Raw genomic sequence first — 24,700 nt, 5'->3', positions numbered from 1 at the left:
CGGCGAGGTCCGTCGGCCTCCCGGAACGACCCGAGGTTCTCTCCATGACCCCCCGAAAGACGTCCCGCCCGATGGCCGCCTGGATCGCCGCCGGTCTCGCGGCCCTGGGCGCGGTGCTCGCCCTGCCGGCCGCCCCGGCCGTCGCGGCGACGGCGCCCGCAGCCGTGACCGTGACAGGGGCGGGGACAGCGACGGCCCCGGCCGCGACGACCGTGACCGCGGCCGTCGCGCACCCGCTGGGCAACTTCACCGTCAACCACTACAACGGCCTGCGGGTCTTCCCCGACCGGGTGGACAACCACGCCGTCATCGACAGCGCCGAACTGCCGACCCTGCAGAGCCGTCCCGCGGCGGACGCCGACCGCTCGGGCGCGGTGTCACCGGCCGAGCGGTCGGCGTACGGCGCGGCCCGCTGCGCCGGGCTGGCCTCCGCGCAGCGGCTGACCGTGAACGGCACGGCGGTGACGTGGCGGGTCGTCTCATCGGACTTCGCCTACGCGCCGGGGCAGGGCGGCCTGGAGACCAGCCGGCTGACGTGCTCGCTGTCCGCCGCGACTCCCCCGCCGCGGACGGTCGAGTTCGAGGACGGCTTCCTGGACGACCGGCTGGGCTGGCGGGAGGCCACCGCGGTCGCCCTCGGCGGGGTCCGGCTGACGGAGTCGTCGGTGCCGGAGACGAGCGTGAGCGGGGAGCTGCGCAGCTACCCCGACGACCTGCTGACTAGCCCGCTCGACCAGCGCACCGCGCGGTTGAGCGTCGTTCCCGGGGACAACGGCGTTCCCGGGAACGGGCCCCGGACCGGGCTGGAGACCGGTCCCGGGGCCGAGACCGGGACCGGAGTGGGAGCCGGTTCCGGAACCGGTGACACGGCCGAGGCCGGGTCCGATGCCGGAACGGGAACCGGCACCGGACCCGGATCGCCCTCGGCCGTGTCACCGCTGCTGCCGCCGGGGCCGATCGGGGACGCGTTCGCCGCGCTGGACCGCGCGTTCACCGACCTGATCGGCGCCGAGTCGCTGACGGTCCCGCTCGGCCTGCTGGCGGTGGGCATCGCCGTGCTCCTGGGAGCCGGACACGCGCTCATCCCCGGCCACGGCAAGACCATCATGGCCGCCTACCTGGCGGGACGGCGCGGCCGGCCACGTGACGCCCTGGTCGTCGGCGCCACCGTGACCGTCACCCACACGCTGGGCGTTTTGGTGGTGGGCCTGCTGCTGAGCGCCTTCTCCTTCCTGACCGGGGAGTCGGTGCTCGCCTGGCTCGGCCTGGCCAGCGGCCTGCTCATCGTCGCCGTGGGCGCCCGCCTGCTGTCCACCGCCTGGCGCGCCCACCGCACCGGCGAGTCCCTCCCCCACGGTCACGGCCACGGCCACTTCGGCGCCTTCGGCCACGGACACGGTCATGGCCACGGACACGGGCACGAGCACGAGGACGAGGACGAGCAGGGGCACGAGCACAACCATGAGGACGAGCACGACCACGGGCACGGACATGGGCACGGACACAGCCGTGGAGACGGTGGCACGAACCGCCGGGCCGGCCGGGTGGCGGTCCTGGACACACCGGACGCGCAGCGGGTCCCCGGCGCTCCGGCCTCGGAAGCTTTGGCCTCGGAAGCTCTGGTTTCCGAGGCTCCGGTCCCGCCCGCTCCGGCCCATGACGACGGGCCGGCGCCCGCGCAGTCACGGCGCGGGCTGGTGGGCCTGGGCATAGCGGGCGGGATGGTGCCGAGCCCTTCGGCGCTGATCGTCCTGCTCGGCGCGATCGCGCTCGGCCGGACCTGGTTCGGGATCGCGCTCGTCCTGGCCTACGGCATCGGCATGGCCGGGACTCTCACGGCCACCGGCCTGCTCCTGGTCAGGCTCGCCGGGCGGCTCGACCGCTTCACGACGGCGGGCCGGGGCCTGGCGGCCCGCCTGTCGGCCCTGGCCCCGGTCGGCACCGCCGTGGTCGTCGTCCTGCTCGGCCTCGGCCTCGCCCTGCGCAGCCTCGGCGGAGCGGTCTAGGGCGTCGACACGGACGCGGGTGCCCGGGCGGCGTCCCCGCTCCGCGAAGGCGCGGCCGGTCGGGTCGGCGCGGCCTTCGGGACGGCAGAGGTCGGTACGGGCGCGATCCGGATGCCGGTGGGTCAGGACGGGCGGCCGTCGAGGGGACGGCGGCGGCGGATGCCGTACTCGCGGCGCATCTCGGCGACGGCGTCCAGGATCTCGTCCTGGGTCTTGAGGAGCTTCGCCTCGGCCTCCTCGGTCCGGCCCTCGGCGGCCAGGCGGCGGTTGCCGGTCCGGGTGCCCATCCGGCGCTTGGCGCGGGCCTTCAGTTCACGCAGGTTGAGCTTCTCCATGAGACTCACGGTTCTCACTCCTTCGTGTCATCGTGAGCCACCATCTGCCCGGAAACCGGGCGATCATGCCCCTTCGGCCGTCCGCAACCCGGCGGGGGGACCGTCCGCCCCCGCCTGACACCGCGTTCCGCGCCCCACCTGCAGGTGGGATCAGTCGAGGTCGGGGACGTCGGAGTCGTACTCGGCGTCGCCCTCGTCGGCGCGCCGGAGCTTGATGTCCTCCACCCACGCGGTGGCGAAGCGGCGGATCTCCCGGATCCGCTCCTCGTCCAGTCCGTAGGCCTCGAACTCCTCGTCGGCGATGAGGTCGACGAACTCCAGCCGCATCACCAGCTCCGCGAGGGAGAACTCCTCGTTGTGCAGGCGGGCCAGGCGCTCCAGCTCGCGGAAGCCGTACAGCTCCGAGACCGCGGCGACGTCGATGACATCGCGGGCGAGCCCGCGTTCGTGCAGGGCTCGGACCTTGAGGCCGACCAGGTCGTCCAGTCCGATGACGGGCAGTTCGCCGAAGAACACCGGCTGCTGCTGCAGGGCCTCGCGCCGCAGCCCGATCCCGCCGTTCTGACCGGTCACCGGATCGGTCACGACCAGCCAGCCCATGCGCGGCGCCGACTCGCGCACCTCGACGTCCAGTCCCGCCTTCCGCACGGCTTCCGCCACCCCGTCCACGACCTCCGCCAGCGGCGTCTCGGCCGCCGTCGCGAAGTCGACGTCCCGGCCCGGCCGGTCGGTGAGCCCGTGGCTCCTCAGCGCGTGACTCCCCGCCAGCACCAGCCCGAACCGCTCGCAGACGGGCAGTACGGCCTGCAGGACGCGCTCCTGGAACGGGGGGAAGTCCGTCACACTCCAAGTATGCCCGCACCGCTCCGGTTCGAGGAGAGCATCGCGATCAAGGCGGGGCTCCGCGTCCGGGCAGGAATGGCTAGCGCCGGGAGCGCAGCCGGGTGGAGGGCAGGTCGTGGCGGCCGGAGACGAACTCCTGGAAGGCGATCTTGGCGCGGATGACGGGGCGGCGCCAGCGTTCCTCGCGGCGTTCGGCGCGGGCCATCTTGCCGGGGCGGGGGCGGCGGGAGCCGGGGGCGAAGAACCAGTGGGCCCAGGGCGAGCCCGGACGGGCCAGGCGGAGCGCGCCGGGGATCAGCAGGATCGGCACGAACAGGCCGACCAGGCCGGTCCAGATCTTGCCCTTGAGCAGGGTGACGACGGCGAGCATGAGGTTGACCACGATGAGGCCGCCGGTCAGCCAGACGCCCTGCGGGGTGCCGTCGGAGTCGTCCCAGCCCAGGGGGCGCAGGCCCAGCAGGAGCAGGCCGGTGACCGCGATGGCGACGAACACGGCGTCGACCGAGGTGCGGCCCTCCTCCTCCCAGTAGACGTCGTGCAGGTGCAGGATCAGCGCGAACTCGTCGAGGACCAGGGCCGCCCCGACGCCGAAGACCGCGGCCGTCACGGCGTACCAGGTCTCGGAGACGCCCGACACGAGCAGCCCGGCCACCCCGCCGAGCAGGCTCAGCACCACGCCGAACACCACGTGGTGGATGTGCATCTCACCGATGTTGACGTTGCGGAACCAGCCGATCTTGGCCCGGATGAGCCGGACGTTGATGCGGGTGAAGACGAAGGCGAGGATCAGCGCGACGAAGAAACAGAACAGCGGCAGCCGCCCTGTCTCCATGATCCGTTGTTGGAACCAATCCCCCACAGTCCGTCCAGGCTATGCGAGGAAGCCCCGCAGGAGCGCCGCCGTCGCCTCCAGATGTTCGGCCACCGCGCGGCCGGCGGCGTCGGTGTCCCCGGCCAGGATCGCCTCCACGATCGCCTCGTGCTGCGCGGCCGCGTGCTCGATGTTGCGCTGGAGCACCGGGATGGCGTTGAGCAGGTCGGTGACCCGCAGGCGGGCGTCGGCGCAGGCGGCGGCCAGCAGCGGGGAGCCGCTCAGCTCGGCGATGGCCAGGTGGAAGGCGGTGTCCAGACGGCGGTAGTCGTCCGGGCTCGCGGAGTTGACCTCCTGCAGGCGCCGGCGCAGCTCCTCGCGCCGCTCCCGGCTCAGCCGTCCGGCCGACGCGGTGGCGGCCAGCACCTGCGCCGCGCCGCACTCGACGGCCATCCGGAAGGTGAGCGCGTCGGCCAGGTCGTCGGTGCCCATGTCGGCCACGGCCCGGCGCAGGTCCTCCTGGCGGGGCGGGGGCGGGGTGTAGGTGACGAACGCGCCGCCGTACCTGCCCCGCCGTACGTCGAGGTAGCCGGCCTCCTGCAGCGCGCGGATCGCCTCGCGCAGGGTGACGCGGCTGATCCCGAGCTGGGCGGCGAGCTCGCGCTCGGGCGGCAGCTTCTCGACGACGGCCCCGAGTTTGATGGCCTGGAGCAGCCGTTCCACGGTCTCCTCGAAGGCGTTGCCCGCCCGCACCGGTCGCAGCACGGTCGTCAGCATCGGCGACTCGTCCAATCTCCCCTCCGGCTCTTGACAAGCGAAACCTCCGTGCACATCAATGGTCTGACACTAGCCCAATAAGTCTCCGGCGAGGAGGGCGGCGTGGACCTCAGCGAGCTTCGCGACGAGGTGGCGGCGGGACGGATCGACACGGTGTTGCTGGCGATCGCCGACATGCAGGGGCGGTTGCAGGGCAAACGGCTGTCCGCGCGCTACTTCCTGGAGGAGGTGCTGGACCACGCCTCGGAGGGCTGCAGTTACCTGCTCGCGGTGGACGTGGACATGAACACGGTGGACGGCTACGCGATGTCGTCCTGGGATCGGGGGTACGGGGACTTCGTGATGCGGCCCGACCTGTCCACCCTGCGCCGTGTGCCATGGCAGGAGGGTACGGCCATGCTCATGGCCGACCTGGTGTGGGAGGACGGCTCGGCCGTGCCCGCCTCGCCCCGGCAGGTCCTGCGCCGGCAGCTCGACCGGCTGGCCGAGCGGGGGTGGCGGGCGTTCGTCGGGACCGAGCTGGAGTTCGTCGTCTACAACGACAGCTACGAGGACGCCTGGCGCAGGGGCTACCGGGACATGAACCCCGCCAACCTCTACAACGTCGACTACTCCCTGCTCGGCACCGCCAGGATCGAGCCGCTGCTGCGCCGCATCAGGCTCGACATGGAGGGCGCGGGGATGTACGTCGAGTCCGCCAAGGGCGAGTGCAACCTCGGTCAGCACGAGATCGCCTTCCGCTTCACCGAGGCCCTGGCCACCTGCGACAACCATGCCGTCTACAAGAACGGCGCCAAGGAGATCGCCGCCCAGGAGGGCATGTCGATCACCTTCATGGCCAAGCCGAACCAGCGTGAGGGCAACTCCTGCCACATCCACCTGTCGCTGCGCTCCGGCGACGGCGAGCCGGTCATGGCCGGCGACGGCCCGCACGGACTCTCCGAGACCGGGCGGAGCTTCATCGCCGGGCAGCTCGCCTGCCTGCGCGAGCTGACCCTGATGCACGCGCCGAACATCAACTCCTACAAGCGGTACGTGCCGGGCAGCTTCGCCCCCACCGCGGTCAAGTGGGGCGTGGACAACCGGACCTGCGCGATGCGCCTGGTCGGGCACGGGCCGTCGCTGCGCGTGGAGAACCGGGTGCCCGGCGGCGACGTCAACCCCTACCTGGCGGTGGCGGCGATGATCGCGGCCGGGCTGCACGGGATCGACAACGGGCTGGAGCTGGAGGAGGCGTTCACCGGCAACGCCTACGCCTCGGGCGCCGACACCGTCCCGCACACCCTGCGGGACGCCCTGACGCTGTGGGAGGGCTCGGAGGTCGCGCAGGAGGCCTTCGGCGAGGAGGTCGTGGCCCACTACGCCAACAACGCCAGAGTCGAGCTGACCGCCTTCGAGGCGGCGGTGACCGACTGGGAGCTGTTCCGGGGATTCGAGCGGATGTGACGATGAAGATCCTGAATCCGGCGACCGAGGAGGTCGTCGCCGAGGTGGAGCTCGCCGGTGCGGCCGAGGTGGACCGCGCGGTGGAGCAGGCCAGGGCCGCGTTCGCGTCCTGGCGGAAGGTCGCCCCCGGCGACCGCGCCCGGCTGCTGCGCCGGTTCGCGGCGCTGGTGGACGCCCACGCCGCCGAGCTGGCCGCCCTGGAGGTCGCCAACGCCGGGCACACCATCGGCAACGCCCGCTGGGAGGCGGGCAACGTCCGCGACGTGCTGGACTTCTACGCCGGGGCGCCCGAGCGCAACCACGGCAAGCAGATCCCGGTGCCCGGCGGCCTGGACGTCACCTTCGCCGAGCCGCTGGGCGTGGTCGGGGTGATCGTGCCGTGGAACTTCCCGATGGTCATCATGACCTGGGGGGTCGCCCCGGCCCTGGCGGCCGGCAACACGGTGGTGGTCAAGCCCGCCGAGCAGACGCCGCTGACCGCGCTGCGCCTGGCCGAGCTGGCCCTGGCCGCGGGCCTCCCCGAGGGGGTGCTCCAGGTCCTGCCCGGCGAGGGCGAGGTGGCCGGCGCCCGGCTGGCCGGGCACCCGGACGTGGCGAAGATCGTGTTCACCGGCTCGACCGAGGTGGGCAAGCAGATCGCGGCCACGTGCGCCGGGCAGGTCAAGCGGCTCACACTGGAGCTGGGCGGCAAGAGCGCCAACATCGTCTTCGCCGACGCCGACGTGGCCAGGGCCGCCGCCACCGCGCCGTACGCGGTCTTCGACAACGCGGGCCAGGACTGCTGCGCGCGCTCCCGGATCCTGGTGGAGCATTCGGTCTACGACGAGTTCATGGAGCGGCTCTCCGCGGCGGTGCTCGGGGTCAAGGTCGGCGACCCGCTCGACGAGGGCACCGAGATGGGCCCGCTGATCAGCTCCGCGCACCGCGACCGGGTGGCCTCCTTCGTCTCCGGCACGCCGTACCTGCAGGGCTCCTGTCCCCCGGGGCCGGGCTTCTGGTTCCCGGCCACGGTGCTGACCCCCGAGCCGGACGACCCGGCGTTCGTCGAGGAGATCTTCGGTCCCGTGGTGTCGGTCGTGCCCTTCGACGGGGAGGAGCAGGCCGTGCGCATCGCCAACGACACGCGCTACGGCCTGAGCGGGTCCATCTGGACCCGTGACGTCGGCCGGGCGCTGCGGATGGCGCGGGCCGTCGAGGCGGGCAACCTGAGCGTCAACTCCCACTCGTCGGTGCGCTACTGGACCCCGTTCGGCGGCTTCAAGCAGTCGGGGCTGGGCCGCGAGCTGGGGCCCGACGCCCTGGCCGCCTTCACCGAGACCAAGAACGTCTTCATTTCGGAGGAATGAGGGGATATGCAGCGCCTGCAGGACCGAGTGGCCGTCATCACCGGCGCCGGGAGCGGGATCGGCCTGGCCACCGCGCACCGCTTCGCCCTGGAGGGCGCCCGGGTGGTGTGCGTCGACGTCGACGAGCCGGCCGGGGCCAAGGCCGCCGCCGAGGTGGGCGGGATGTTCGTGAAGGCGGACGTCACGGACGAGGACGACGTCGCGCGGATGTACCAGACCGCCTTCGACGCCTACGGCGGCGTGGACATCGCCTTCAACAACGCGGGCATCTCCCCGCCGGAGGACGACTCCATCCTGTCGACGGGCATCGACGCCTGGCGCCGGGTCCAGGAGGTCAACCTGACCAGCGTCTACCTGTGCTGCAAGCACGTGATCCCGTACATGCAGCGGCAGGGCAGGGGCTCGATCATCAACACGGCGTCGTTCGTGGCGGTGATGGGCTCGGCGACCTCGCAGATCTCCTACACCGCCTCCAAGGGCGGGGTGCTGGCGATGTCGCGCGAGCTGGGCGTGCAGTTCGCCCGCGAGGGCATCCGGGTCAACGCGCTGTGCCCGGGGCCGGTGAACACCCCGCTGCTGCAGGAGCTGTTCGCCAAGGACCCCGAGCGGGCCCAGCGCCGCCTGGTGCACATCCCGCTCGGCCGCTTCGCCGAGGCCTCCGAGATCGCCGCGGCGGTGGCCTTCCTGGCCTCCGACGACGCGAGCTTCGTCACCGGCGCGGAGTTCCTGGTGGACGGCGGCATCTCCGGCGCCTACGTCACCCCGCTGTGAGGGGCGGCCGCCGTGTCCCGTCCCGTCATCGGCATCACCTGCTACGTCGAGCCCGCGCGCTTCACCGTTTGGGAGACGACCGCCGCGCTGCTGCCGTACGGCTACGTCGAGCACGTGGTGCGCGCGGGCGGCCAGCCGGTGATCCTGCCCCCGGCGGGCGACCCGGCCGAACTGGCCGGGCGGCTGGACGGGCTGATCGTGGCGGGTGGCGGCGACATCGACCCCGCGCGGTACGGCGAGCCGCCGCACGAGCGGACCGGCTACGTCCGGGGGTTCCGTGACGACGCGGAGCTGAGTCTGGTCCGCGCCGCCCTCGACCGCGGCCTGCCCCTCCTGGGCGTCTGCCGGGGCCTGCAGGTCCTCAACACGGTCCTGGGCGGCACGCTGCACCAGCACGTGCCCGACGTGGTGGGACACGGCGACCACGCCCCGGCCCCGGGCCGCTTCGGCCGCATGCCCGTATGGCTGACGCCGGGCAGCCGGGTCGCGGAGATCCTGGGAGCCGGGACCGCGGACGTGGCCCACTACCACCACCAGGCGATCGACCGGCCGGGCGAGGGCCTGACCGTGACCGCCCGCGCCGAGGACGGCACGGTCGAGGCCGCCGAGCTGGAGGGCCATCCCTTCGCGGTGGGGGTGCAGTGGCACCCGGAGGCCGACGAGGAGTGCGCCCTGTTCACCGGCCTGGTCGACCACATCCGCCGCTGACCGGAGATCCCCCGCAGGAGACGCGACTCCCTCCGGACGATCTCCTCCCGCTCACTCCTGGGCGAGGATCCGCGCCAGCGGGAGACGCTGGACGAGCAGGGCGGGGGCGGCCGAGGCGAGGGCCGCCAGCGCGACGGCGACCCCCGCCGCGACCAGCGCCCCCGTGATCACCGCGACCGGCAGCCCGCCCGTCAGCGCGAACGACGCCGCCGCCCCGCCCACGGCCCCGGCCAGCGCCCCGAGCAGGCCGATGCCCGCCCCCTCCAGCACGATCAGCCGGGCGAGCGCGCCGCCCGGCCAACCGGACCCGCGCAGCGCCGCCAGTTCGGTGTCACGCTCGCGCATGCCCAGATAGAGCACGTCGGCCACGGCGAGGGCGGCCAGCGCGAACATCACCGCGACCGCCGCGTAGTCGGCCGGACGGGCCTGGACCACGATGGCGTCGCCGAGCAGCGAGCCCACCACCCGGCCCCGGAAGCCGTTGGTGACGCCGAGCAGGACCGTCAGCCCGAAGACCGCGACCGCGAGCGTGGCCGCGCCCAGCAGGGTCCGGCCGGGGACCCGGGTCAGCCCGCTCAGCGCGAGCCCGGCCACCCCGCGCGGCGAGCGGGCCCGGCGCGGCAGCCGTACGGCGGGCCGTACCGCCTCCGCGGGCGGCACCCGCGAGGCCCGCCAGGCCGGGACCAGGCCCGCCAGCAGCGCCAGCAGCACCGCCGCCGGGACGGCCAGCCAGATCCGCTGTCCCGGCGGGGCCACCCCGGCCCACGCGGCGACCGGCCCGGCGAGGGCGGCTGAGGCCGTACCCGCCAGCAGGCCGATCGCGCCGACCTCCGACAGCACGGTCCCGAACAGCTTCGGCCGCGACCAGCCCAGGCAGGCGAGCACCCCCAGCTCGGCCCGGCGGGCCCGCACGGCCGCCGCCGCGCCGTTCAGCACGAACAGCGCGCACACGGCCAGGACCAGCACGAACAGGACCACCGACTTGCGGTCGGCGGCGTTGAGGATCCGGTAGGCGACGCCCTTGTTCACCCAGTCCTCCTCCAGGGTGAGCGCGGGGCGGCCGAAGGATCCGGCGGGCAGCTCCACGGTGACCGGCGAGGGCGAGGAGCCGACGGTGATGTCCACCTCCAGGCCGGTGGCGGCGACGATGTCCCGGGCGACCTGGCTGATCCGCTCGCGGCTGACCGGGTCGGTCCCCACGACGCCGGAGACCCGCACCCGGATCACGCTCAGCGGCGCCTTCGCCGTGGGCCGCCCCACGGTCATCCGGGCGATCTTCTCCATCTCCTGGAGGTTGGCCAGCAGCAGCGGCGGGGCCTGGAGGTACCCGGCGACGTTGTCGTTGGGCAGCAGGGGCCGGTTCCCGAGCAGGCCGGCGGTCCGGGCGTCGCCGGGCCTGGCGACGGGCGGGTTGTAGGTCTCCATCGGCAGCCGGGTCAGCTCGCTGAACCCGGGGAGCTCGGCGGGGTCGAACCGGCCGACGACGCGGGTGGTGAGCCCGTCGGTGATCATGCCCTCGACCGTCCTCGGGGTCAGCTCACGGAACTGGGTGTCGGCCGCTCCCACGGGCGCGATCGGCGAGTCGTCTCCCCCCTCCTCGTCGGCGGACGGGTTCTTCCAGGTCTGCGGCGCGTTGCGCACCGGGAGGGCGGCGAGCCTGCGCCCGCCCTGCTCGCGGTAGGCGGTGGGCCCCGAGGTCCAGTAGCGCTTCAACGGATGGAAATGCCCCCGGGGGATGTCCGACCACTGCTTGAGCATCCGCTCGTAAACCTGCCCGGCGCCGATCGTCACCCGCTTGACCACCTCGCCCCGGCGCTTGTCCAGGTAGGGCAGGAACTTCCCGGACGGCACCCCGTCGACGACCTTGTCCGCCGCCTCCTCGGGCAGCCTGCGGATCACGATCTCGTCCTGCTGGTCGGCGTAGGGAACCGACGAGGCGAGCAGCTTGACCTCGCGGGAGGTGTCCCGGGGCGTGTCGTTCTTGAGGTATCGGCCCTGCGCCATCGCGCGGTCCAGTCCGGTCAACCGGGCCTCCGCGGCCGGGTCGACGGCGGCGAGCACGAACGGGAAGCCCTGGCTGATCACGACAGTCGCCCGCCCGGTCCGCAGGCCGATGTTCGAGGGGTCGAACTCTCCCCAGCCCGTCTTCAGCGACCAGTGGTTGACGACCGGAAGCGCCGCCTCGGCGGGGAAGGGACTCGCCTTCGCCGGATCCTCCGACCAGCCGAGCGAGGTCTTCAGCGGGGCCTGCCGGCCGCTCGGGAGCACCTCCTGGGCCCCCATGACGAAAGTGGCGTTGCGCTGCCTGAGCTCCTGGAAGTCGAGGTCGATCGGGCGGCGGGTGAAGTACTCGTACTGCGGCTGCCGGAAGGGGATGCGGGTCAGGCCCCGGTCGGTGACCCGGGTGCGCTCCACCCGGAACATGGTGCGGTCGCCCTCATGCAGCAGGTCCGTCACGTCGATCGCCTCGGTCCCGCCCAGCACGACATAACCGATCATGGCGATGGGGGCGGCGATCTCGACGCCGTTGATCTCCTTGATCTTCTCGTACTGCTCCATGCTGATCCCGCCGAAGATGCCCGACAGGTAGTTGGCGCGCACCAGCCCCTGCGAGCGCTCCAGCGCGGTGGCCGAGCCCTTGGGGCGGACGAGGACGTCGTACTGCGAGCGGAAGTTCTTCTCCACCGTGCCGACGATCTCCAGGCGCTGGGTCTCGGCGGTGCCGGTCAGCACGGTGAAGGCGGTGGCCGCGACCACGACGCCGAGCAGCAGCACCAGCGCCCGGCCGACCCGGTGGCGGAGCTGGGCCCAGACCAGGCGGGTCACCCGAGCCGCCCGATCCGGTCCAGGACGTTCTCGGCGGGCGTCACCCGGTCGTCACCTGCGATCCGGCCGTCGCGCATCCGCACCACCCGGTCGCACGCCGCCGCCACCTCGGGGTTGTGGGTAGCCAGCAGCATGGTCATGCCGTACTCCTCGCGCAGGGTGGACAGCAGGTCGACGATCTCCTGGCCGGTGACGCTGTCGAGGTTGCCGGTCGGCTCGTCGGCCAGCAGCAGGGGCGGGTGCCCGATCAGCGCGCGGGCGATGGCCACCCGCTGCTGCTGACCGCCGGACAGCTCGCCGGGCAGCGCCCGCTCCCGGTCCGCCAGCCCGACCGCCTCCAGCAGCTCGCGGGCCCGGGCCCGGCGGTCGAAGTCCACCCGGTGCGGCAGCACCGGGGCCAGCACGTTGTCCAGCACGCTCAGCGCGGGCAGCAGGTGGAAGCGCTGGAAGACGAAGCCGACCCGGCGCCGGTGCCTGTCCAGGCCCCGGCGTCTGAGGATGTCGACGCGCTCCCCGGCCACATGGACCTCGCCCCCGTCAGGGAGGTCCATCGCGCCGACGAGGTGGAGCAATGTGGACTTGCCCGCCCCGGACGGGCCCATGAGGGCGACCGCCTGACCGGCCTCGACCTCCAGGTCGACCTCGTCCAGCGCCCTGGCCGGCCCGTAGGCACGGCTGACGCCCCGCACACTGATCGCAACGCCCATGGCCCCTACATTGTCACAATGTAGAAAGACCGGGAAGCCTCTATCTTGTGACAATGTAGGGGCCATGCCGCTCAGTCACGCCGTCCTCGCCCTCCTCGCCGACGGGCCAAGCCACGGCTACGAGCTCAAGTCGAAGTTCGAGTCGGCCGTCGGCCCGCAGTGGGGCGGCCTCAACATCGGGCACCTGTACCAGATCCTCGACCGGCTGGTCAGGGACGGCCACGTCATCCGCAGTCACGTCGCGCAGAGCGACCGTCCGGACAAGACCCTGTACCGGCTCACCGAGGCGGGGGCCGACGAGCTTCGCGAGTGGGCCGTCTCCCCCTGGGCCCGCTCGTCGGGGTTCCGGGACGAGCTGTTCCTCAAACTGCTCGCCGGCACCCGGCTGGGCCCCGAGACCCTCGCCGCGTTCGTCTCCGCGCAGCGCCGGACCTACCTGTCGGACCTGGCGGCGCTGACCCGTCTGCGCCGCGAGCAGGACGACCCGCTGGTCTCCCTGCTCGTCGACGCGGCGATCGCGCACACCCGGGCCGACCTGCAGGTCGTCGACGGCGCCGAGGAGCGCCTGGCCGCGCTGGCCGCGCACGCCGGGGAGCTGCACGCCGTACGGCCCGAAGCCGCGGCCGGGGAGACCTGAGCGGGAGGGCGGAGCCGCGCGGGGGATTTCGCTCGGCGGGTCCGGGCCGTTAGGCTGGCGGTGACACCGATGAACCCGTGCGGGAGAGCGTCCTGACATCCAGCCCAGGACCCCTGAAGGAGCAAGCCCTCCCCGCGAACCTCTCAAGGCAAAGGACCGTGCGGGTAGGTGCCCTCTGGAAAGCAGGCCCCCGAGGTCTCGCCGAAGGTGAAAGTCCGGCAAAAACCGGGCGAAGCTCTCAGGCAACCATGACAGAGGGGGAGGATGCTCTCATCCGACCCCTGTCTGAGGTGCGAACATGTCCCGACCCACGCCGCTGCGCGGCGTCCACGAGGCTCTCGGCGCCACGCTGACCGACTTCGCGGGCTGGCTGATGCCGCTCCGTTACGGCAGCGAGTCCGCCGAGCACAACGCGGTCCGCCAGGCGGCGGGCCTGTTCGACCTGTCCCACATGGGCGAGATCTTCGTGACCGGGCCGCAGGCCGCCGAGGCCCTCGACTACGCGCTCGTCGGATACGTCTCCGCGCTGGAGCCGGGCCGCGCCCGCTACACGATGATCGTGAACGCCGAGGGCGGCGTGCTGGACGACCTGATCGTCTACCGCCTCGCGCCCGAGGAGTTCATGGTCGTCGCCAACGCCTCCAACTACCCCATGGTGGCCGCGCAGCTGACCGAGCGCGCCAAGGCGTTCGACGCGGTCGTGGACGACCGCTCGGACCGGTACGCCCTGATCGCCGTACAGGGGCCGCGCTCCCAGGAGATCCTCGCCACGCTCACCGACGCCGACCTCGGCGGGCTCAAGTACTACGCGGGCCTGCCCGCCACGGTCTCCGGCCGCCCGGCGCTCATCGCCCGCACCGGCTACACCGGCGAGGACGGGTTCGAGCTGTTCGTCGACGGCGCCGACGCCGAGCCGCTGTGGGCCGCGCTCACCGAGGCCGGTGAGCCGTACGGCCTGCGCCCGGCCGGGCTGTCCGCGCGTGACACGCTCCGCCTGGAGGCGGGCATGCCGCTGTACGGCAACGAGCTCTCGGCGGCTCTGACCCCGTTCGACGCGGGCCTGGGCCGTGTGGTGAGGTTTGACAAGCCGGGCGACTTCGTCGGCCGGGCCGCCCTGGAACCGCTCAAGGACGTCCCGCCGTCCCGCCGCCTGGTGGGCCTGGTCGCGACCGGGCGCCGGGTGCCCCGGCACGGCTATCCGGTGGTGGACGCCGGCGGCGCGGTCGTCGGCGAGGTCACCAGCGGGGCGCCCTCCCAGTCCCTGGGCAGGCCCATCGCGATGGCGTACGTGGACAACGGCCCGGCCGAAGGTCTGGCGGTGGACATCCGGGGTAGCCACGAGCCGGTCGAGGTCGTCGACCTGCCTTTCTATCGGAGGAACAAGTGAGCAGCATTCCCGAAGAGCTGAACTACACCAAGGAGCACGAGTGGGTCGCCGGCCTCGACGACGGCCTGACGCTGACGGTGGGCATCACCGCCTACGCCGCCGAGGCCCTCGGTGACGTGGTCTACGTGCAGGTTCCCGAGGTCGGCGCCTCGGTCTCCGCCGGTGACGCGGTCGGCGAGGTCGAGTCGACCAAGTCGGTGAGCGACATCTACGCACCCGTGGGCGGCGAGATCGTCGAGGTCAACAGTGCCGTCGTGGACGACCCGTCGCTGGTCAACGGCGACCCCTACGGCGAGGGCTGGCTGTTCCGCGTCCGCCTGGAGGGCGACGCCGACGACCTGCTGTCCGCCGAGGAGTACGCCGCCCTCACCTCTGGTGAATCCTGATATTTCCCCTCTTGCCGTGATCGTGCGGGCCGCCACCGGGCGCGCACGGTCACGGCGGCACGAAGGACCGGATCAATGGCGATCAGCGTCTTCGACCTCTTCAAGGTCGGCATCGGCCCCTCCAGCTCGCACACCGGCGGGCCGATGGCCGCCGCCCACAAGTTCGCCCGCGGCCTGGACGACGACGGGCTGCTGGACAAGACCGCCCGGGTCGAGGCGATCCTGTACGGCTCGCTCGGGCTCACCGGCAAGGGCCACGGCAGCGACAAGGCCGTCCTGCTCGGCCTGTCCGGCGAGAAGCCCGAGCTCGTCGACGTCGACTCCGTCGACGAGCGGCTGGCCGCGATGAAGGACTCGGGCACCATCCGGCTGTACGGCTCCCGCGAGATCCCCTTCGTGGTCGGCGAGGACCTCGTCTTCGAGCGCAAGGAGTCCCTCCCCGGCCACCCGAACGGCATGCGCTTCACCGCCTTCGACGAGGCGGGGGAGGTCCTTCGGCAGAAGGTCTACTACTCGGTCGGCGGCGGCTTCATCGTGGACGAGAACGCCACCGGCGCCGACCGGATCAAGGCCGACGACACCGTCCTGCCCTACCACTTCACCACGGCCGCCGAGATGCTGGCCCACTGCCACGAGACGGGCCTGTCGATCTCCGGGCTGATGCTGGAGAACGAGAAGGCCTTCGGCCGCACCGAGGCCGAGATCCGCTCCGGGCTGCTGCACCTGTGGCGGGTCATGACCGAGTGCGTCGAGCGGGGCATCGCCAAGGAGGGCGTGCTGCCCGGCGGGCTGAAGGTCCGCAGGCGCGCCCACCAGCTGCACCGCCAGCTGCAGAGCGAGTCCCCCGAGAAGGACTCCCTGCAGACGATGGACTGGGTCTCGCTGTTCGCCCTGGCGGTCAACGAGGAGAACGCGGCCGGCGGCCGGATCGTCACAGCCCCCACCAACGGCGCGGCGGGCATCATCCCGGCCGTGCTCACCTACTACGACCGGTTCGTCCACCGGGCCAGCGACGACGGCGTGGTGCGCTTCCTGCTCACCGCCGGGGCGATCGGCGTGCTGTTCAAGGAGAACGCCTCCATCTCCGGCGCCGAGGTCGGCTGCCAGGGCGAGGTCGGTTCGGCCTGCTCGATGGCCGCCGCCGGGCTCACGGAAGTCCTGGGCGGCACCCCCGAGCAGGTGGAGAACGCCGCGGAGATCGGCATCGAGCACAACCTGGGCCTGACCTGCGACCCGATCGGCGGCCTGGTGCAGATCCCGTGCATCGAGCGCAACGCGGTGGCCTCCATCAAGGCCATCACCGCCGCGCGGATCGCGCTGCGCGGCGACGGCCGGCACTTCGTCTCGCTCGACAAGGCCATCAAGACGATGCGCGACACCGGCCGCGACATGCTGGACAAGTACAAGGAGACCAGCCGCGGCGGCCTGGCCGTCAACGTCATCGAGTGCTGACCTCGCCGGAAACATCACCACGAAGTTCGCAATCTCGTACAGTAGCCCGCAGCCCTGCGGTTATCGTTTGGGACCTGTTCACGAAGGTCTGGAGGTCTCGGTGACGACGGGAACCCGGCCGGTGGGGCGATTCCTCCGCGCGCACTGGCTGTTCGCGGTCGCGCTGCTGGTCGGCGGCGGGCTGCGCGCCCTGGCCGTGCTCGGCTACCGCCCCGCCCTGTGGTTCTGGGCCGACTCCTTCGTCTACCTCAACGCCGGCCTCGACCCCAGGCCCATGGAGTCGCGCCCCTCCGGCTACTCGCTGTTCCTGTGGCTGCTGAGCCCGCTGCAGAGCGTCCAGGCCGTGGTGGTGGCCCAGCACCTGCTCGGGCTGACCATCGCCGTGTGCGTCTATCTCCTGCTGCGCCGGCTGGCCGGTCTGCCGGGCTGGGGCGCCACGCTCGCCGCGCTCCCCGCCCTGCTGGACGTCCACCAGATCCAGCTCGAACACCTGGTCATGGCCGACCTGCTCTTCCAGTTCCTGGTGGTGCTGGCGATCACGCTGCTGCTGTGGAGGCGGCGGCCCGGCCTCTGGGTGGCCCTGTCGGCCGGGCTCCTGCTGGGCGCGGCCACCGTCACCAGGACCGTCGGGCTGCCGATCATCGCCGTGGTGCTGGTCGCCCTGGTCATCCGCCGGGCGGGCTGGCGGGCCGTGGTCGCCACCGCGACGGCGAGCGTGATCGTGCTCGGCGGCTACGCCGCCTGGTTCAGGACCGAGTTCGGCACCTACGGGCTGACCCGGGGCAACGCCTTCCTGTGGGCGCGCACGATGACCTTCGCCGACTGCGCGGAGATCCTGCCCACCGGCCCGGAGGCCGCGCTCTGCCCCACCGACCCGCTGGGGCAGCGCAAGCCGCCGCCCGTCTACATATGGGACGGCGAATCCCCGTTCAACAAGATCAAGGGCAGCTGGGCCGAGCGCGACGCGCTCGCCGGCGACTTCGCCGTCCAGGCCGTCAAGGCCCAGCCGGTGGAGTTCCTGCAGGCCGGGCTGACCGACCTGGCGCACGTCTTCGACTGGACCCGCCGCGTCTACCCGACCGAGGGCGACCAGAGCGCCTACGTCTTCCCCGACACGGCCGGCTCCCTGCCGGACTCCCCCGCCTCCCGCGGCCGCACCGCCGACGAGCTCACCACCGCCTACCAGGGTGAGCCCGGCGACCCGGCGATCGTCGAGCCGTACGCCGGCTGGCTGCGCGCCTACCAGGAGCACGGATACCTGCGCGGCCCCTTCCTCGCGGTCGTCCTGGCCATCGGCCTGATCGGCGTGCTGACCCGGCTGCGCACCTCCTACGAGGGGCCCGCCGAACGGCCCGGCCGCGGCGCCCACCGGGAGGATCCCGGGGCCGAACCCGGCCGCTGGGCCCTGGGCGGCGCGGTCCTGCTGCCGTGGGCCACCGCGGCCGCGCTCATCGCGCTGCCGCCGTTCGTGGCGGCCTTCGACCACCGCTACGTGGTGCCCGCCGTGCCGCTGGCGTGCCTGGCCGCCGGGCTGGCCTTCGGCGCGCGCAGGCCGTACGGGCCCGAGAGGCGGGACGAGGCCCCGGCCCCCGCCGCGGAGCCGCGCGAGGAGGCACCGGCGGCGCCGACCGCGGCGGCCGCGGCCCCGTCGCACGGCCTCTGGCCGGCGCCGCCCTCAGCGGCGGCGGACGTGCAGACGGACCAGCGCACCCAGACGCTCGTCCCCAAGCGTCCTGCGCACCCTGTCGACGGCGTCCTTGTTCATCCGCGCCACGAGAGCGCCGACGTCGGCCGATGGCCCGCAGCTGACCGCGATCCGGACCCGGTCACCCTCCACGGCCCTGACCCTGATCCGGTTCAGCCCTTCGACTTCTTCAAGAGCGACCCCAAGCATCGCGATCCCGGTCCCGCTGCGGCTCCCCCGGCGCCCCCAGCCCAGGGAGCACAGCAGCCACCGCACGGCAACCAGCGCCAGTACTACAAGTACTAGCGCGACCAGCCAGCCCGGCCCCGGGTCGTCGGCCAGCCGGGCCGCGAGCCCGGGATCCAGGACCGGCTCACCGGCCGGCTGGCCGGGGATCTTCTCCTGCCCCCGCACCAGTACGTAGATCCCGGCTCCCGTCAGCACCACCCCGGTGACGGCCAGACCGATCCGGTTGCCCATGTACGCCTTCATCACCACTCCCGCCCGCGTGCCGCCCCGTACGCGTCCGTGGCACGATCCGGTCGCCGTGCCCGGCCGTGCCGGGGCGTCAGTGCCCCCGCCCGCGCAGCCGTACCACGACCTCACCGCCGTACATCGCGCCCACACCCGACAGCCGGTCCCCGACCGCCGTGCCGACCTGACGCAGCAGCCGGCCCGTCCGCTCACCGTCGGCGATCACGATGACCTCGACCTGGCGGGACCTCAGGTAAACCCGCGCCCGGCCCACCCCGTCCACCGACTCGGCCGCCGCCCGCAGCGTGCGGCGCAGCCCCGACCTGGTCAGGCCGATCACCGTCAGCGGGTCGCCCGTCTCCAGCGGGACCAGCCGGGTCCGTCCCGGCAGCACGGCGATCGCCACCAGCGCCAGGCCCAGCGCGATCAGGGCCGCGGCGGCGCCGATCACGACGGGGTCCGACCACTTCAGCGCGCCGGCCCCGGCCGCCAGCTTCCCGTACGGCACCAGCCCGAACGGCGAGCCCGTCAGCAGTCCGACCGTCACCCCCACCGTCGCGGACAGCGTGACGGAGACCGCCAGGGCGACCACCACGCCCGCCGGGCTGCGATCGGGCCGGAGCATCCGCACCGACCTGCGGCGGACGGCGCGGGGACGTTCACCCGCGAGGGTGCCCCCCGTACCCGTCAGGCTTCCCTGGAGAGTAGTCATCACGGGGTCAGGTGTAGCGCCCCGCGGCGCCCCCGCGGGGCCGTGACTCCGGATCTTGCATGATCCCGGAGCCGCGCTGGCGGAAGAATTTACCGCCGGCGATGAACGTGAACACTACTCACGTTCGGTGGGCCGGAGTTATCCTGCCCCCATGGACGACCGCCAGCGCTACGACCGGGCCACCGCGCACCTCGATCCCCCCTTCGCCGTCCTCGACCTCGCCGCCCTGCGCGCCAACGCCGCAGACATGGCACGGCGGGCCCGCGGCAAGCCGATCAGGGTCGCCAGCAAGTCCATCCGCTCCCGGGCCGTCCTCGAACGCGTCCTGGCCATGGACGGCTTCTCCGGGATCATGGCCTTCACCCTGCCCGAGGCCCTGTGGCTGGTCTCCACCGGACTGCGGGACGTGCTCGTCGCCTATCCCACCGCCGACCGGGCCGCGCTGGCCGCCCTGGCCGCCGACCGCAGGGCGGCCCAGGAGATCACCGTCATGGTGGACCGTTCCGAGCACCTGGACGTCATCGAGTCGGCGGTCTCCCAGGTCCGCGACCGTCACGAGATCCGCCTGTGCCTCGACGTCGACGCCGGATACGTCGCCTTCGGCGGCAGGTTCCGGGCCGGAGCCCTGCGCTCCCCCATCCGCGAGGCCGACCAGGCCGCCGACCTGGCCACCGAGATCGCCAAGCGCTCCGGCTTCCGCCTCACCGGCGTGATGGCCTACGAGGCCCAGATCGCCGGAGTCGGCGACGCCCCCGCCGGGCATCCCCTGCTCACCCCCGCCATCCGGTGGATGCAGGCCCGCTCCCGCCGGGAGCTCATCATGCGCAGGGGCCGCATCGTCCAGGCGGTCCGCCAGGTCACCGACCTGGAGTTCGTCAACGCCGGCGGCACCGGCAGCATCGAATCCACCATCCGGGAGAAGGCCGTCACCGAGGTCGCCGCCGGGTCCGGCCTGTTCCATCCCCGCCTGTTCGACTTCTACCGCGGCTTCACCGGCCACCCCGCCGCCCTGTTCGCCCTGCCCGTGGTCCGCCGCCCCGCCAACGGCGTCGTCACCGTACTCGGCGGCGGCTACGTCGCCTCCGGCTCCCCCGGCCCCGACCGCCTGCCCCAGCCCTATCTGCCCGCGGGCCTGCGCTACGCGCCCGACGAGGGGGCCGGCGAGGTCCAGACCCCCCTGCTCGGCCAGGCCGCCGAGGACCTGCGCATCGGCGACCGCGTCTGGTTCCGCCACGCCAAGGCCGGCGAGCTGTGCGAGCGCTTCACCGGCCTGCACCTCATCGACGGCGACGAGATCGTCGAGGAGGTGCCCACCTACCGGGGCGAGGGTCACGCCTTCCTGTGACGCCCGGCGTCACCGGCGACCGCCACACGCGGTCCCGGCATCGGCGTCACCGGCGACCGTCGCGAGCGGCCTCGGCAGCGGTCTCACCTGCGGCGGCGCCGCCAGAGCATGACCGCCGCCCCCACCACCAGCACCGCGCCCACGCCGACCAGCACCGGCGCCAGGTTCGGCGGCTCGTCGGCCCACAGGTCGTCGGGCTCGTCACCGGGCTTGACCGGCCGCGCCGTCACCCCCAGCGCGTCGCCGATCCGCTCCCCCAGGGAGACGACGAACTCCTTGGCGTTCGCCTCGGCCTGGATGACGGCCCGCCGCGCCACGTTCCGGGGACTCACCCTGTCCGCGATGGCGTCAACCGTCCGGGCCAGCTCCTCACGCGTGAGCTCGATCCGGCGCTCCAGTTCCACGGGATCGGTATCCGCCATGGCACTCCTCTCATCGCCCTTGACATTGATCAGTCTGTCAGGTCCCGCCCCCCGGCGGCACTTCGGCATGGCCGGTAAGTTGACCCGGGAACGATTCCTCGGAGGAAACCAATGAAACTCGAGCCAGGCGACGCCGCCCCGGACTTCACCCTCCCGGCCGCCGACGGCACCACCGTCTCGCTGGACGCCTACCGCGGCAAGCGGGTCATCCTCTACTTCTACCCCGCCGCGATGACCCCCGGCTGCACCAAGCAGGCGTGCGACTTCCGCGACAGCCTCGACTCCCTGGCCGCCGCCGGCATCGCCGTGCTCGGCGTGTCCAAGGACACCACCGCCAAGCTCGCGAAGTTCACCGAGCACGACGCGCTGACCTTCCCGCTGCTGTCCGACCCCGACCTGGAGGTCCACAACGCCTACGGCGTCTACGGCGAGAAGACGATGTACGGCAAGACCACCCTCGGGGTGATCCGCTCGACCTTCGTCATCGACGCCGACGGGAAGATCGAGAAGGCTCTCTACAACGTGAAGGCCACGGGCCACGTCGCCCGCCTGCGCCGCGAACTCGGCCTCGACTGATCGGTACGGCCGGTGCCTCCGCCTGAACTAGGATGGCGCCAGCCGTACAGGCGGGGCCGTAGTCCAACGGCAGGAGACGCATGACTTAGGATCATGACAGTGCGGGTTCGAATCCCGCCGGCCCCACACACGGAGCGCGCCGGGCGCACCCCGCGCGGAGATCTCCGCCCCGCGCGAGGCCGGTTCCCCGGGAGGCCGGTCCCTCAGGAGGAGGGCGAAGGCGTCGCCGGCGTCTGCGGCGCAGGGGGCGTCGGATAGGTGCAGGTGAAGCCGCCCTCGATGGGCGTGCACCGGCCGGGCAGACGCGAGCCGTCCCGGGGCATCGGGATCCCCGGACCCCCGCGGTAACCGCGCTCGCCTCCCCGCTCACGCTCACGGAATCCGCGCCCGTCGTCATGCGAGCGGCCGCGCCACTCGCGGCCGTCCATGCGCTCGGCGGCGTAGCCGCCGCGGTGGCGGTCGCCGAAGCGGTCGACGACAGCGACGAAACCGCCGCCGACCAGGGCGCCGATGAGCGCGGCGGCGACGATCTGGAAGGTCCTGCCGCGCGCGGCGCCGGTGAGTCGGGCGTAGCGGCCCGGGCGGGGCGGCGCAGCGGCCGCAGTCGTGGTCGTCGCCCAGCCTGGAGCGCTCCAACCACGACCGCCGGGGCCGTACGGTCCGTAGGCTCCCGTGGCGGAGGGCTGCCCGAACGTCCCCGTCCCCGTCCCAGCGGCCCTCGCCCCCGCGTCGGGGGCCGCCTGCGCACCGGCGGAGCCGGGCCTGTCACTCGTGCCGCCCGGAACCGGGGTCTCGACGGTGTCGCCGCCCCGGTCCGCCGGGTCGCGCGGCGCGTCCTCTTCGCCGCGCGACCCCGCGTCGTTGTGATCCGCCATCACAAACATTCTCCCTTTACTCACCCCGGAGGGTGCTCCCGGAAACCATGGTGCAGTAGGGGGCGTAAGAGCCGCGTAAGGCGTACGGAGACATGCGACCTGGGTCGTACATCGGGTTCCGCCTTATGGTGGAAGGCCGCTGATCTGCGAATACGTAGGGTTGAGGAGTGTTCGGTCGATTTCACGCCTGGAGCAGGCGGCACGGCGCGCTGATGGACGTCATGTGGCTGGCGCCGTTCGTGCTCACGTGCCTGCTCGCTCTGTGGTCGTACTCCACCATGCCGGTCTTCGACCCGGCCGCCCCGGTGTTCTGGTGGTACATCGGACTGGGCTTCGTCCTGACGATCCCGCTGCTGTTGCGGCGGCAGCGGCCCCTGGAGGTGTTCGCGGCCGTCTCGCTGATCAGCTTCGTCCAGTGGTGCTTCGGCCTGGAGCCGAACCCGGCCAACCTGGCGGTGCTGATCGCGATGTACGCCGTGGCGGCGTACCGGCCGCTGCGCTGGGCGGTGGCGGCGGGCCTGGTGGCGGAGCTGGGGCTGGCGCTGTCGTTCGGGCGCATCCCCACCGAGCCCGACTTCGAGACCTGGGCCAGCACGTCGGTGTTCGTGGTCGCAATCTGGATCGCCGGGATCTACGCCAACACGCGCCGCCGGTACCTGGAGGGCCTGGAGGAGCGGGCCGAGCGGGCCGAACGCGAGCGGGACCAGCAGGCGCGGCTGGCCGCGGCGGCGGAACGCGCGCGGATCGCGCGGGAGCTGCACGACGTGGTCGCGCACAACGTGAGTGTGATCATCGTCCAGGCGGACGGGGCGGGATACGCGATCGACCGGGATCCCGAGCAGGCGCGCCGCGCGGTGCAGGCGATCTCGGTGACGGGGCGCCGGGCGCTGGCGGAGATGCGCAGGATGGTGGGGGTGCTGCGGGCCGACGAGGGCGGGGCGGAGGACTACGCGCCGCAGCCGGGCCTGCCGGAGCTGGAGGACCTGATCGCGCGGGTGCGCTCCTCGGGCCTGCCCGTCGAGATGCGGGTCACCGGCGAGCCGCAGGAGCTGCCCGAGGGTGAGCAGTTGACGGTGTACCGGATCGTCCAGGAGGCGCTGACCAATACGCTCAAACACGGTGGCCCGGGGACCAGGGCCTCGGTGGAGATGGAGTACGGCGTGCGCGAGCTGGTGGTGCGGGTGTCCGACGACGGTCGCGGGGCGGCGGCGCTGCGCAGGCCGGGCGGGCACGGCCTGGTGGGCATGCGCGAGCGGGCCGCGATGTTCGGCGGGACGGTCGAGGCGGGACCGAGGCCGGGGGGCGGCTTCGAGGTCGTCGCCCACCTGCCGGTGGGCGAGTCCGGCGGGAGCCGTGCGGCATGACGGGCCGGCCGGCGATCCGGGTGATGCTGGTCGACGACCAGGAGCTGCTGCGCACGGGGTTCCGGATGGTGCTGCAGGCCCAGCCCGACATCGAGGTGGTGGCCGAGGCCGCGGACGGGCGCACGGCGGTCGAGGCGGCGCGGGCGGGCGGGGTCGACGTCGTGCTGATGGACGTGCGCATGCCCGTCATGGACGGGGTGGAGGCCACGAGGCTGATCCGCGCGGCGGACGAGGCGCCGCGGGTGCTGATCCTGACGACGTTCGACCTGGACGAGTACGCGTTCGCGGCGCTGAAGGCCGGGGCGTCGGGGTTCCTGCTGAAAGACGTCCCCCCGGCCGACCTGGTCAGCGCCATCCGCTCGGTGCACAGCGGGGACGCGGTGGTGGCGCCGAGCACGACGCGGCGGCTGCTGGAGCGCTTCGCGGTGCACCTGCCGTCCCCGGGCGAGGCACGGGCCCCGGCCCTGCCGGGACTGACCGCGCGGGAGCGTGAGGTCCTGGTGCTGGTGGCCCGGGGGCTGTCCAACATGGAGATCGCCGAGCGGCTGGAACTGGCCGAGGCGACGGTCAAGACGCACCTGGGACGGGTGCTGGCCAAGCTGGGGCTGCGCGACCGGGCGCAGGTGGTGGTGTACGCCTACGAGTCCGGACTGGTCGTCCCGCACTCGGCGGACTAGATGACGTTGCGGCGCTTGTGGGCCGCGCGGCCGAAGGCGGGTGGGGCCCGCCTCGGGTTCTGCTCAGCTTCGGCTCGGTGCTGCCGATAGGGCAGGTGAGGTCAGGTGCCCGCACCTGGGAGCAGAGCATGAC

General features: G+C 72.9%; 23 protein-coding genes, 1 tRNA gene and 2 riboswitches. Of the genes, 15 read left to right on the top strand and 9 right to left on the bottom strand.

The window, feature by feature from the left end; translation table 11 throughout:
• The first annotated feature begins 44 nt into the window (after window positions 1-44).
• Window positions 45-2,006, top strand: coding sequence for a nickel/cobalt transporter (locus Psi01_RS03910; RefSeq protein ID WP_204062523.1), 1,962 nt, complete (start codon window positions 45-47; stop codon window positions 2,004-2,006).
• Window positions 2,007-2,128: 122 nt separating this feature from the next.
• Here Psi01_RS03910 and Psi01_RS03905 read toward each other — a convergent pair whose 3' ends face one another.
• From Psi01_RS03905 to Psi01_RS03890, 4 genes are all read right to left on the bottom strand, one after another.
• On the bottom strand, window positions 2,129-2,350 hold the full coding sequence (locus tag Psi01_RS03905; RefSeq protein ID WP_204062522.1) for a hypothetical protein: 222 nt from the start codon (window positions 2,348-2,350) through the stop codon (window positions 2,129-2,131).
• Window positions 2,351-2,491: 141 nt separating this feature from the next.
• Window positions 2,492-3,184, bottom strand: coding sequence for a nucleotidyl transferase AbiEii/AbiGii toxin family protein (locus Psi01_RS03900; RefSeq protein ID WP_204062521.1), 693 nt, complete (start codon window positions 3,182-3,184; stop codon window positions 2,492-2,494).
• Between the two features lie 79 nt (window positions 3,185-3,263).
• Window positions 3,264-4,016 (bottom strand): hypothetical protein, encoded by a 753-nt coding sequence (locus Psi01_RS03895; RefSeq protein WP_239127038.1) that lies wholly within the window; start codon window positions 4,014-4,016, stop codon window positions 3,264-3,266.
• Between the two features lie 39 nt (window positions 4,017-4,055).
• The gene (locus Psi01_RS03890) at window positions 4,056-4,772 is read right to left on the bottom strand and encodes a FadR/GntR family transcriptional regulator (protein ID WP_204062569.1); all 717 of its coding nucleotides are present in this window, start codon (window positions 4,770-4,772) and stop codon (window positions 4,056-4,058) included.
• A 102-nt stretch (window positions 4,773-4,874) separates the two neighbouring features.
• On the opposite strand from Psi01_RS03890, the gene Psi01_RS03885 reads away from it, so the two are divergent.
• The 4 genes from Psi01_RS03885 to Psi01_RS03870 are packed head-to-tail and all read left to right on the top strand — an operon-like array spanning window position 4,875 to window position 9,043.
• Entirely contained in the window at window positions 4,875-6,218 is a 1,344-nt protein-coding gene (locus Psi01_RS03885) for a glutamine synthetase family protein (protein WP_239127035.1), read from the top strand.
• Window positions 6,219-6,220: 2 nt separating this feature from the next.
• A complete protein-coding gene (locus tag Psi01_RS03880; RefSeq protein WP_204062519.1) occupies window positions 6,221-7,564 on the top strand; it encodes an aldehyde dehydrogenase family protein in 1,344 nt (447 codons plus the stop codon).
• Window positions 7,565-7,570: 6 nt separating this feature from the next.
• Window positions 7,571-8,335 carry a 3-oxoacyl-ACP reductase gene (locus tag Psi01_RS03875; protein ID WP_204062518.1) on the top strand — a complete coding sequence of 255 codons (765 nt, stop codon included), beginning with the start codon at window positions 7,571-7,573 and terminating at the stop codon, window positions 8,333-8,335.
• A gap of 12 nt (window positions 8,336-8,347) precedes the next feature.
• Complete coding sequence (locus Psi01_RS03870) at window positions 8,348-9,043, top strand: gamma-glutamyl-gamma-aminobutyrate hydrolase family protein (protein WP_204062517.1); 696 nt, start codon at window positions 8,348-8,350, stop codon at window positions 9,041-9,043.
• A 51-nt stretch (window positions 9,044-9,094) separates the two neighbouring features.
• Here Psi01_RS03870 and Psi01_RS03865 read toward each other — a convergent pair whose 3' ends face one another.
• Both Psi01_RS03865 and Psi01_RS03860 read right to left on the bottom strand, forming a co-directional pair.
• Complete coding sequence (locus tag Psi01_RS03865) at window positions 9,095-11,869, bottom strand: FtsX-like permease family protein (RefSeq protein ID WP_204062516.1); 2,775 nt, start codon at window positions 11,867-11,869, stop codon at window positions 9,095-9,097.
• Entirely contained in the window at window positions 11,866-12,576 is a 711-nt protein-coding gene (locus Psi01_RS03860) for an ABC transporter ATP-binding protein (protein WP_204062515.1), read from the bottom strand. The genes Psi01_RS03865 and Psi01_RS03860 overlap by 4 nt, the downstream gene beginning before the upstream one ends.
• A gap of 64 nt (window positions 12,577-12,640) precedes the next feature.
• On the opposite strand from Psi01_RS03860, the gene Psi01_RS03855 reads away from it, so the two are divergent.
• From Psi01_RS03855 to Psi01_RS03835, 5 genes are all read left to right on the top strand, one after another.
• Window positions 12,641-13,213 (top strand): PadR family transcriptional regulator, encoded by a 573-nt coding sequence (locus tag Psi01_RS03855; protein ID WP_204062514.1) that lies wholly within the window; start codon window positions 12,641-12,643, stop codon window positions 13,211-13,213.
• Window positions 13,214-13,283: 70 nt separating this feature from the next.
• Window positions 13,284-13,382, top strand: a riboswitch (glycine riboswitch).
• Window positions 13,383-13,478, top strand: a riboswitch (glycine riboswitch).
• A gap of 33 nt (window positions 13,479-13,511) precedes the next feature.
• Window positions 13,512-14,600, top strand: coding sequence for a glycine cleavage system aminomethyltransferase GcvT (gcvT, locus tag Psi01_RS03850; protein WP_204062513.1), 1,089 nt, complete (start codon window positions 13,512-13,514; stop codon window positions 14,598-14,600).
• Entirely contained in the window at window positions 14,597-14,986 is a 390-nt protein-coding gene (gene gcvH / locus Psi01_RS03845) for a glycine cleavage system protein GcvH (protein WP_204062512.1), read from the top strand. The genes gcvT and gcvH overlap by 4 nt, the downstream gene beginning before the upstream one ends.
• A 75-nt stretch (window positions 14,987-15,061) precedes the next feature.
• Complete coding sequence (locus Psi01_RS03840) at window positions 15,062-16,438, top strand: L-serine ammonia-lyase (protein ID WP_204062511.1); 1,377 nt, start codon at window positions 15,062-15,064, stop codon at window positions 16,436-16,438.
• Window positions 16,439-16,538: 100 nt separating this feature from the next.
• The gene (locus Psi01_RS03835; protein WP_204062510.1) at window positions 16,539-18,428 is read left to right on the top strand and encodes a hypothetical protein; all 1,890 of its coding nucleotides are present in this window, start codon (window positions 16,539-16,541) and stop codon (window positions 18,426-18,428) included.
• Window positions 18,429-18,690: 262 nt separating this feature from the next.
• On the opposite strand, the gene Psi01_RS03830 is transcribed toward Psi01_RS03835, so the two are convergent.
• Window positions 18,691-19,221 carry a DUF6286 domain-containing protein gene (locus Psi01_RS03830; protein WP_204062509.1) on the bottom strand — a complete coding sequence of 177 codons (531 nt, stop codon included), beginning with the start codon at window positions 19,219-19,221 and terminating at the stop codon, window positions 18,691-18,693.
• A gap of 238 nt (window positions 19,222-19,459) precedes the next feature.
• Between Psi01_RS03830 and Psi01_RS03825 the strand changes: the two genes are divergently transcribed.
• Window positions 19,460-20,653, top strand: a complete 1,194-nt coding sequence (locus Psi01_RS03825; protein ID WP_204062508.1) for an amino acid deaminase/aldolase — start codon at window positions 19,460-19,462, stop codon at window positions 20,651-20,653.
• A gap of 83 nt (window positions 20,654-20,736) precedes the next feature.
• Here the strand turns inward: Psi01_RS03825 and Psi01_RS03820 are convergent, their stop codons facing one another.
• The gene (locus Psi01_RS03820) at window positions 20,737-21,075 is read right to left on the bottom strand and encodes a DUF3618 domain-containing protein (protein WP_204062507.1); all 339 of its coding nucleotides are present in this window, start codon (window positions 21,073-21,075) and stop codon (window positions 20,737-20,739) included.
• Between the two features lie 111 nt (window positions 21,076-21,186).
• Here Psi01_RS03820 and bcp point away from each other — a divergent pair, with 111 nt between their 5' ends.
• Together bcp and Psi01_RS03810 are read left to right on the top strand one after the other, a co-directional pair.
• Window positions 21,187-21,651: a thioredoxin-dependent thiol peroxidase gene (gene bcp / locus Psi01_RS03815; protein WP_204062506.1), complete on the top strand. Its 465-nt coding sequence runs from the start codon at window positions 21,187-21,189 to the stop codon at window positions 21,649-21,651.
• Window positions 21,652-21,703: 52 nt separating this feature from the next.
• Window positions 21,704-21,777, top strand: a tRNA-Leu gene (locus Psi01_RS03810).
• 77 nt (window positions 21,778-21,854) lie between these two features.
• Here the strand turns inward: Psi01_RS03810 and Psi01_RS03805 are convergent.
• Window positions 21,855-22,526 carry a hypothetical protein gene (locus tag Psi01_RS03805; protein ID WP_204062505.1) on the bottom strand — a complete coding sequence of 224 codons (672 nt, stop codon included), beginning with the start codon at window positions 22,524-22,526 and terminating at the stop codon, window positions 21,855-21,857.
• Window positions 22,527-22,693: 167 nt separating this feature from the next.
• On the opposite strand from Psi01_RS03805, the gene Psi01_RS03800 reads away from it, so the two are divergent.
• A complete protein-coding gene (locus Psi01_RS03800; protein ID WP_239127033.1) occupies window positions 22,694-23,890 on the top strand; it encodes a sensor histidine kinase in 1,197 nt (398 codons plus the stop codon).
• Complete coding sequence (locus tag Psi01_RS03795) at window positions 23,887-24,567, top strand: response regulator (RefSeq protein ID WP_239127030.1); 681 nt, start codon at window positions 23,887-23,889, stop codon at window positions 24,565-24,567. Before Psi01_RS03800 ends, Psi01_RS03795 begins: the two co-directional genes overlap by 4 nt.
• Window positions 24,568-24,700: the final 133 nt, after the last annotated feature.

Source organism: Paraplanobispora siamensis (assembly GCF_016863175.1).
Lineage (GTDB): Bacteria > Actinomycetota > Actinomycetes > Streptosporangiales > Streptosporangiaceae > Planobispora > Planobispora siamensis.
This window is presented reverse-complemented; position numbering and strand designations above follow the sequence as displayed.

What these genes read in the sequence shown, in the direction of transcription:
- Psi01_RS03910 (WP_204062523.1), top strand. Translation starts at nt 45, where the DNA reads ATGACCCCCCGAAAGACGTCCCGCCCGATGGCCGCCTGGATCGCCGCC.
- Psi01_RS03895 (WP_239127038.1), bottom strand. Translation starts at nt 4,016, where the DNA reads ATGGAGACAGGGCGGCTGCCGCTGTTCTGTTTCTTCGTCGCGCTGATC.
- Psi01_RS03890 (WP_204062569.1), bottom strand. Translation starts at nt 4,772, where the DNA reads ATGCTGACGACCGTGCTGCGACCGGTGCGGGCGGGCAACGCCTTCGAG.
- Psi01_RS03880 (WP_204062519.1), top strand. Translation starts at nt 6,221, where the DNA reads ATGAAGATCCTGAATCCGGCGACCGAGGAGGTCGTCGCCGAGGTGGAG.
- Psi01_RS03875 (WP_204062518.1), top strand. Translation starts at nt 7,571, where the DNA reads ATGCAGCGCCTGCAGGACCGAGTGGCCGTCATCACCGGCGCCGGGAGC.
- Psi01_RS03860 (WP_204062515.1), bottom strand. Translation starts at nt 12,576, where the DNA reads ATGGGCGTTGCGATCAGTGTGCGGGGCGTCAGCCGTGCCTACGGGCCG.
- Psi01_RS03855 (WP_204062514.1), top strand. Translation starts at nt 12,641, where the DNA reads ATGCCGCTCAGTCACGCCGTCCTCGCCCTCCTCGCCGACGGGCCAAGC.
- gcvT (WP_204062513.1), top strand. Translation starts at nt 13,512, where the DNA reads ATGTCCCGACCCACGCCGCTGCGCGGCGTCCACGAGGCTCTCGGCGCC.
- Psi01_RS03840 (WP_204062511.1), top strand. Translation starts at nt 15,062, where the DNA reads ATGGCGATCAGCGTCTTCGACCTCTTCAAGGTCGGCATCGGCCCCTCC.
- Psi01_RS03830 (WP_204062509.1), bottom strand. Translation starts at nt 19,221, where the DNA reads ATGCTCCGGCCCGATCGCAGCCCGGCGGGCGTGGTGGTCGCCCTGGCG.
- Psi01_RS03825 (WP_204062508.1), top strand. Translation starts at nt 19,460, where the DNA reads ATGGACGACCGCCAGCGCTACGACCGGGCCACCGCGCACCTCGATCCC.
- Psi01_RS03820 (WP_204062507.1), bottom strand. Translation starts at nt 21,075, where the DNA reads ATGGCGGATACCGATCCCGTGGAACTGGAGCGCCGGATCGAGCTCACG.
- bcp (WP_204062506.1), top strand. Translation starts at nt 21,187, where the DNA reads ATGAAACTCGAGCCAGGCGACGCCGCCCCGGACTTCACCCTCCCGGCC.
- Psi01_RS03805 (WP_204062505.1), bottom strand. Translation starts at nt 22,526, where the DNA reads ATGGCGGATCACAACGACGCGGGGTCGCGCGGCGAAGAGGACGCGCCG.
- Psi01_RS03795 (WP_239127030.1), top strand. Translation starts at nt 23,887, where the DNA reads ATGACGGGCCGGCCGGCGATCCGGGTGATGCTGGTCGACGACCAGGAG.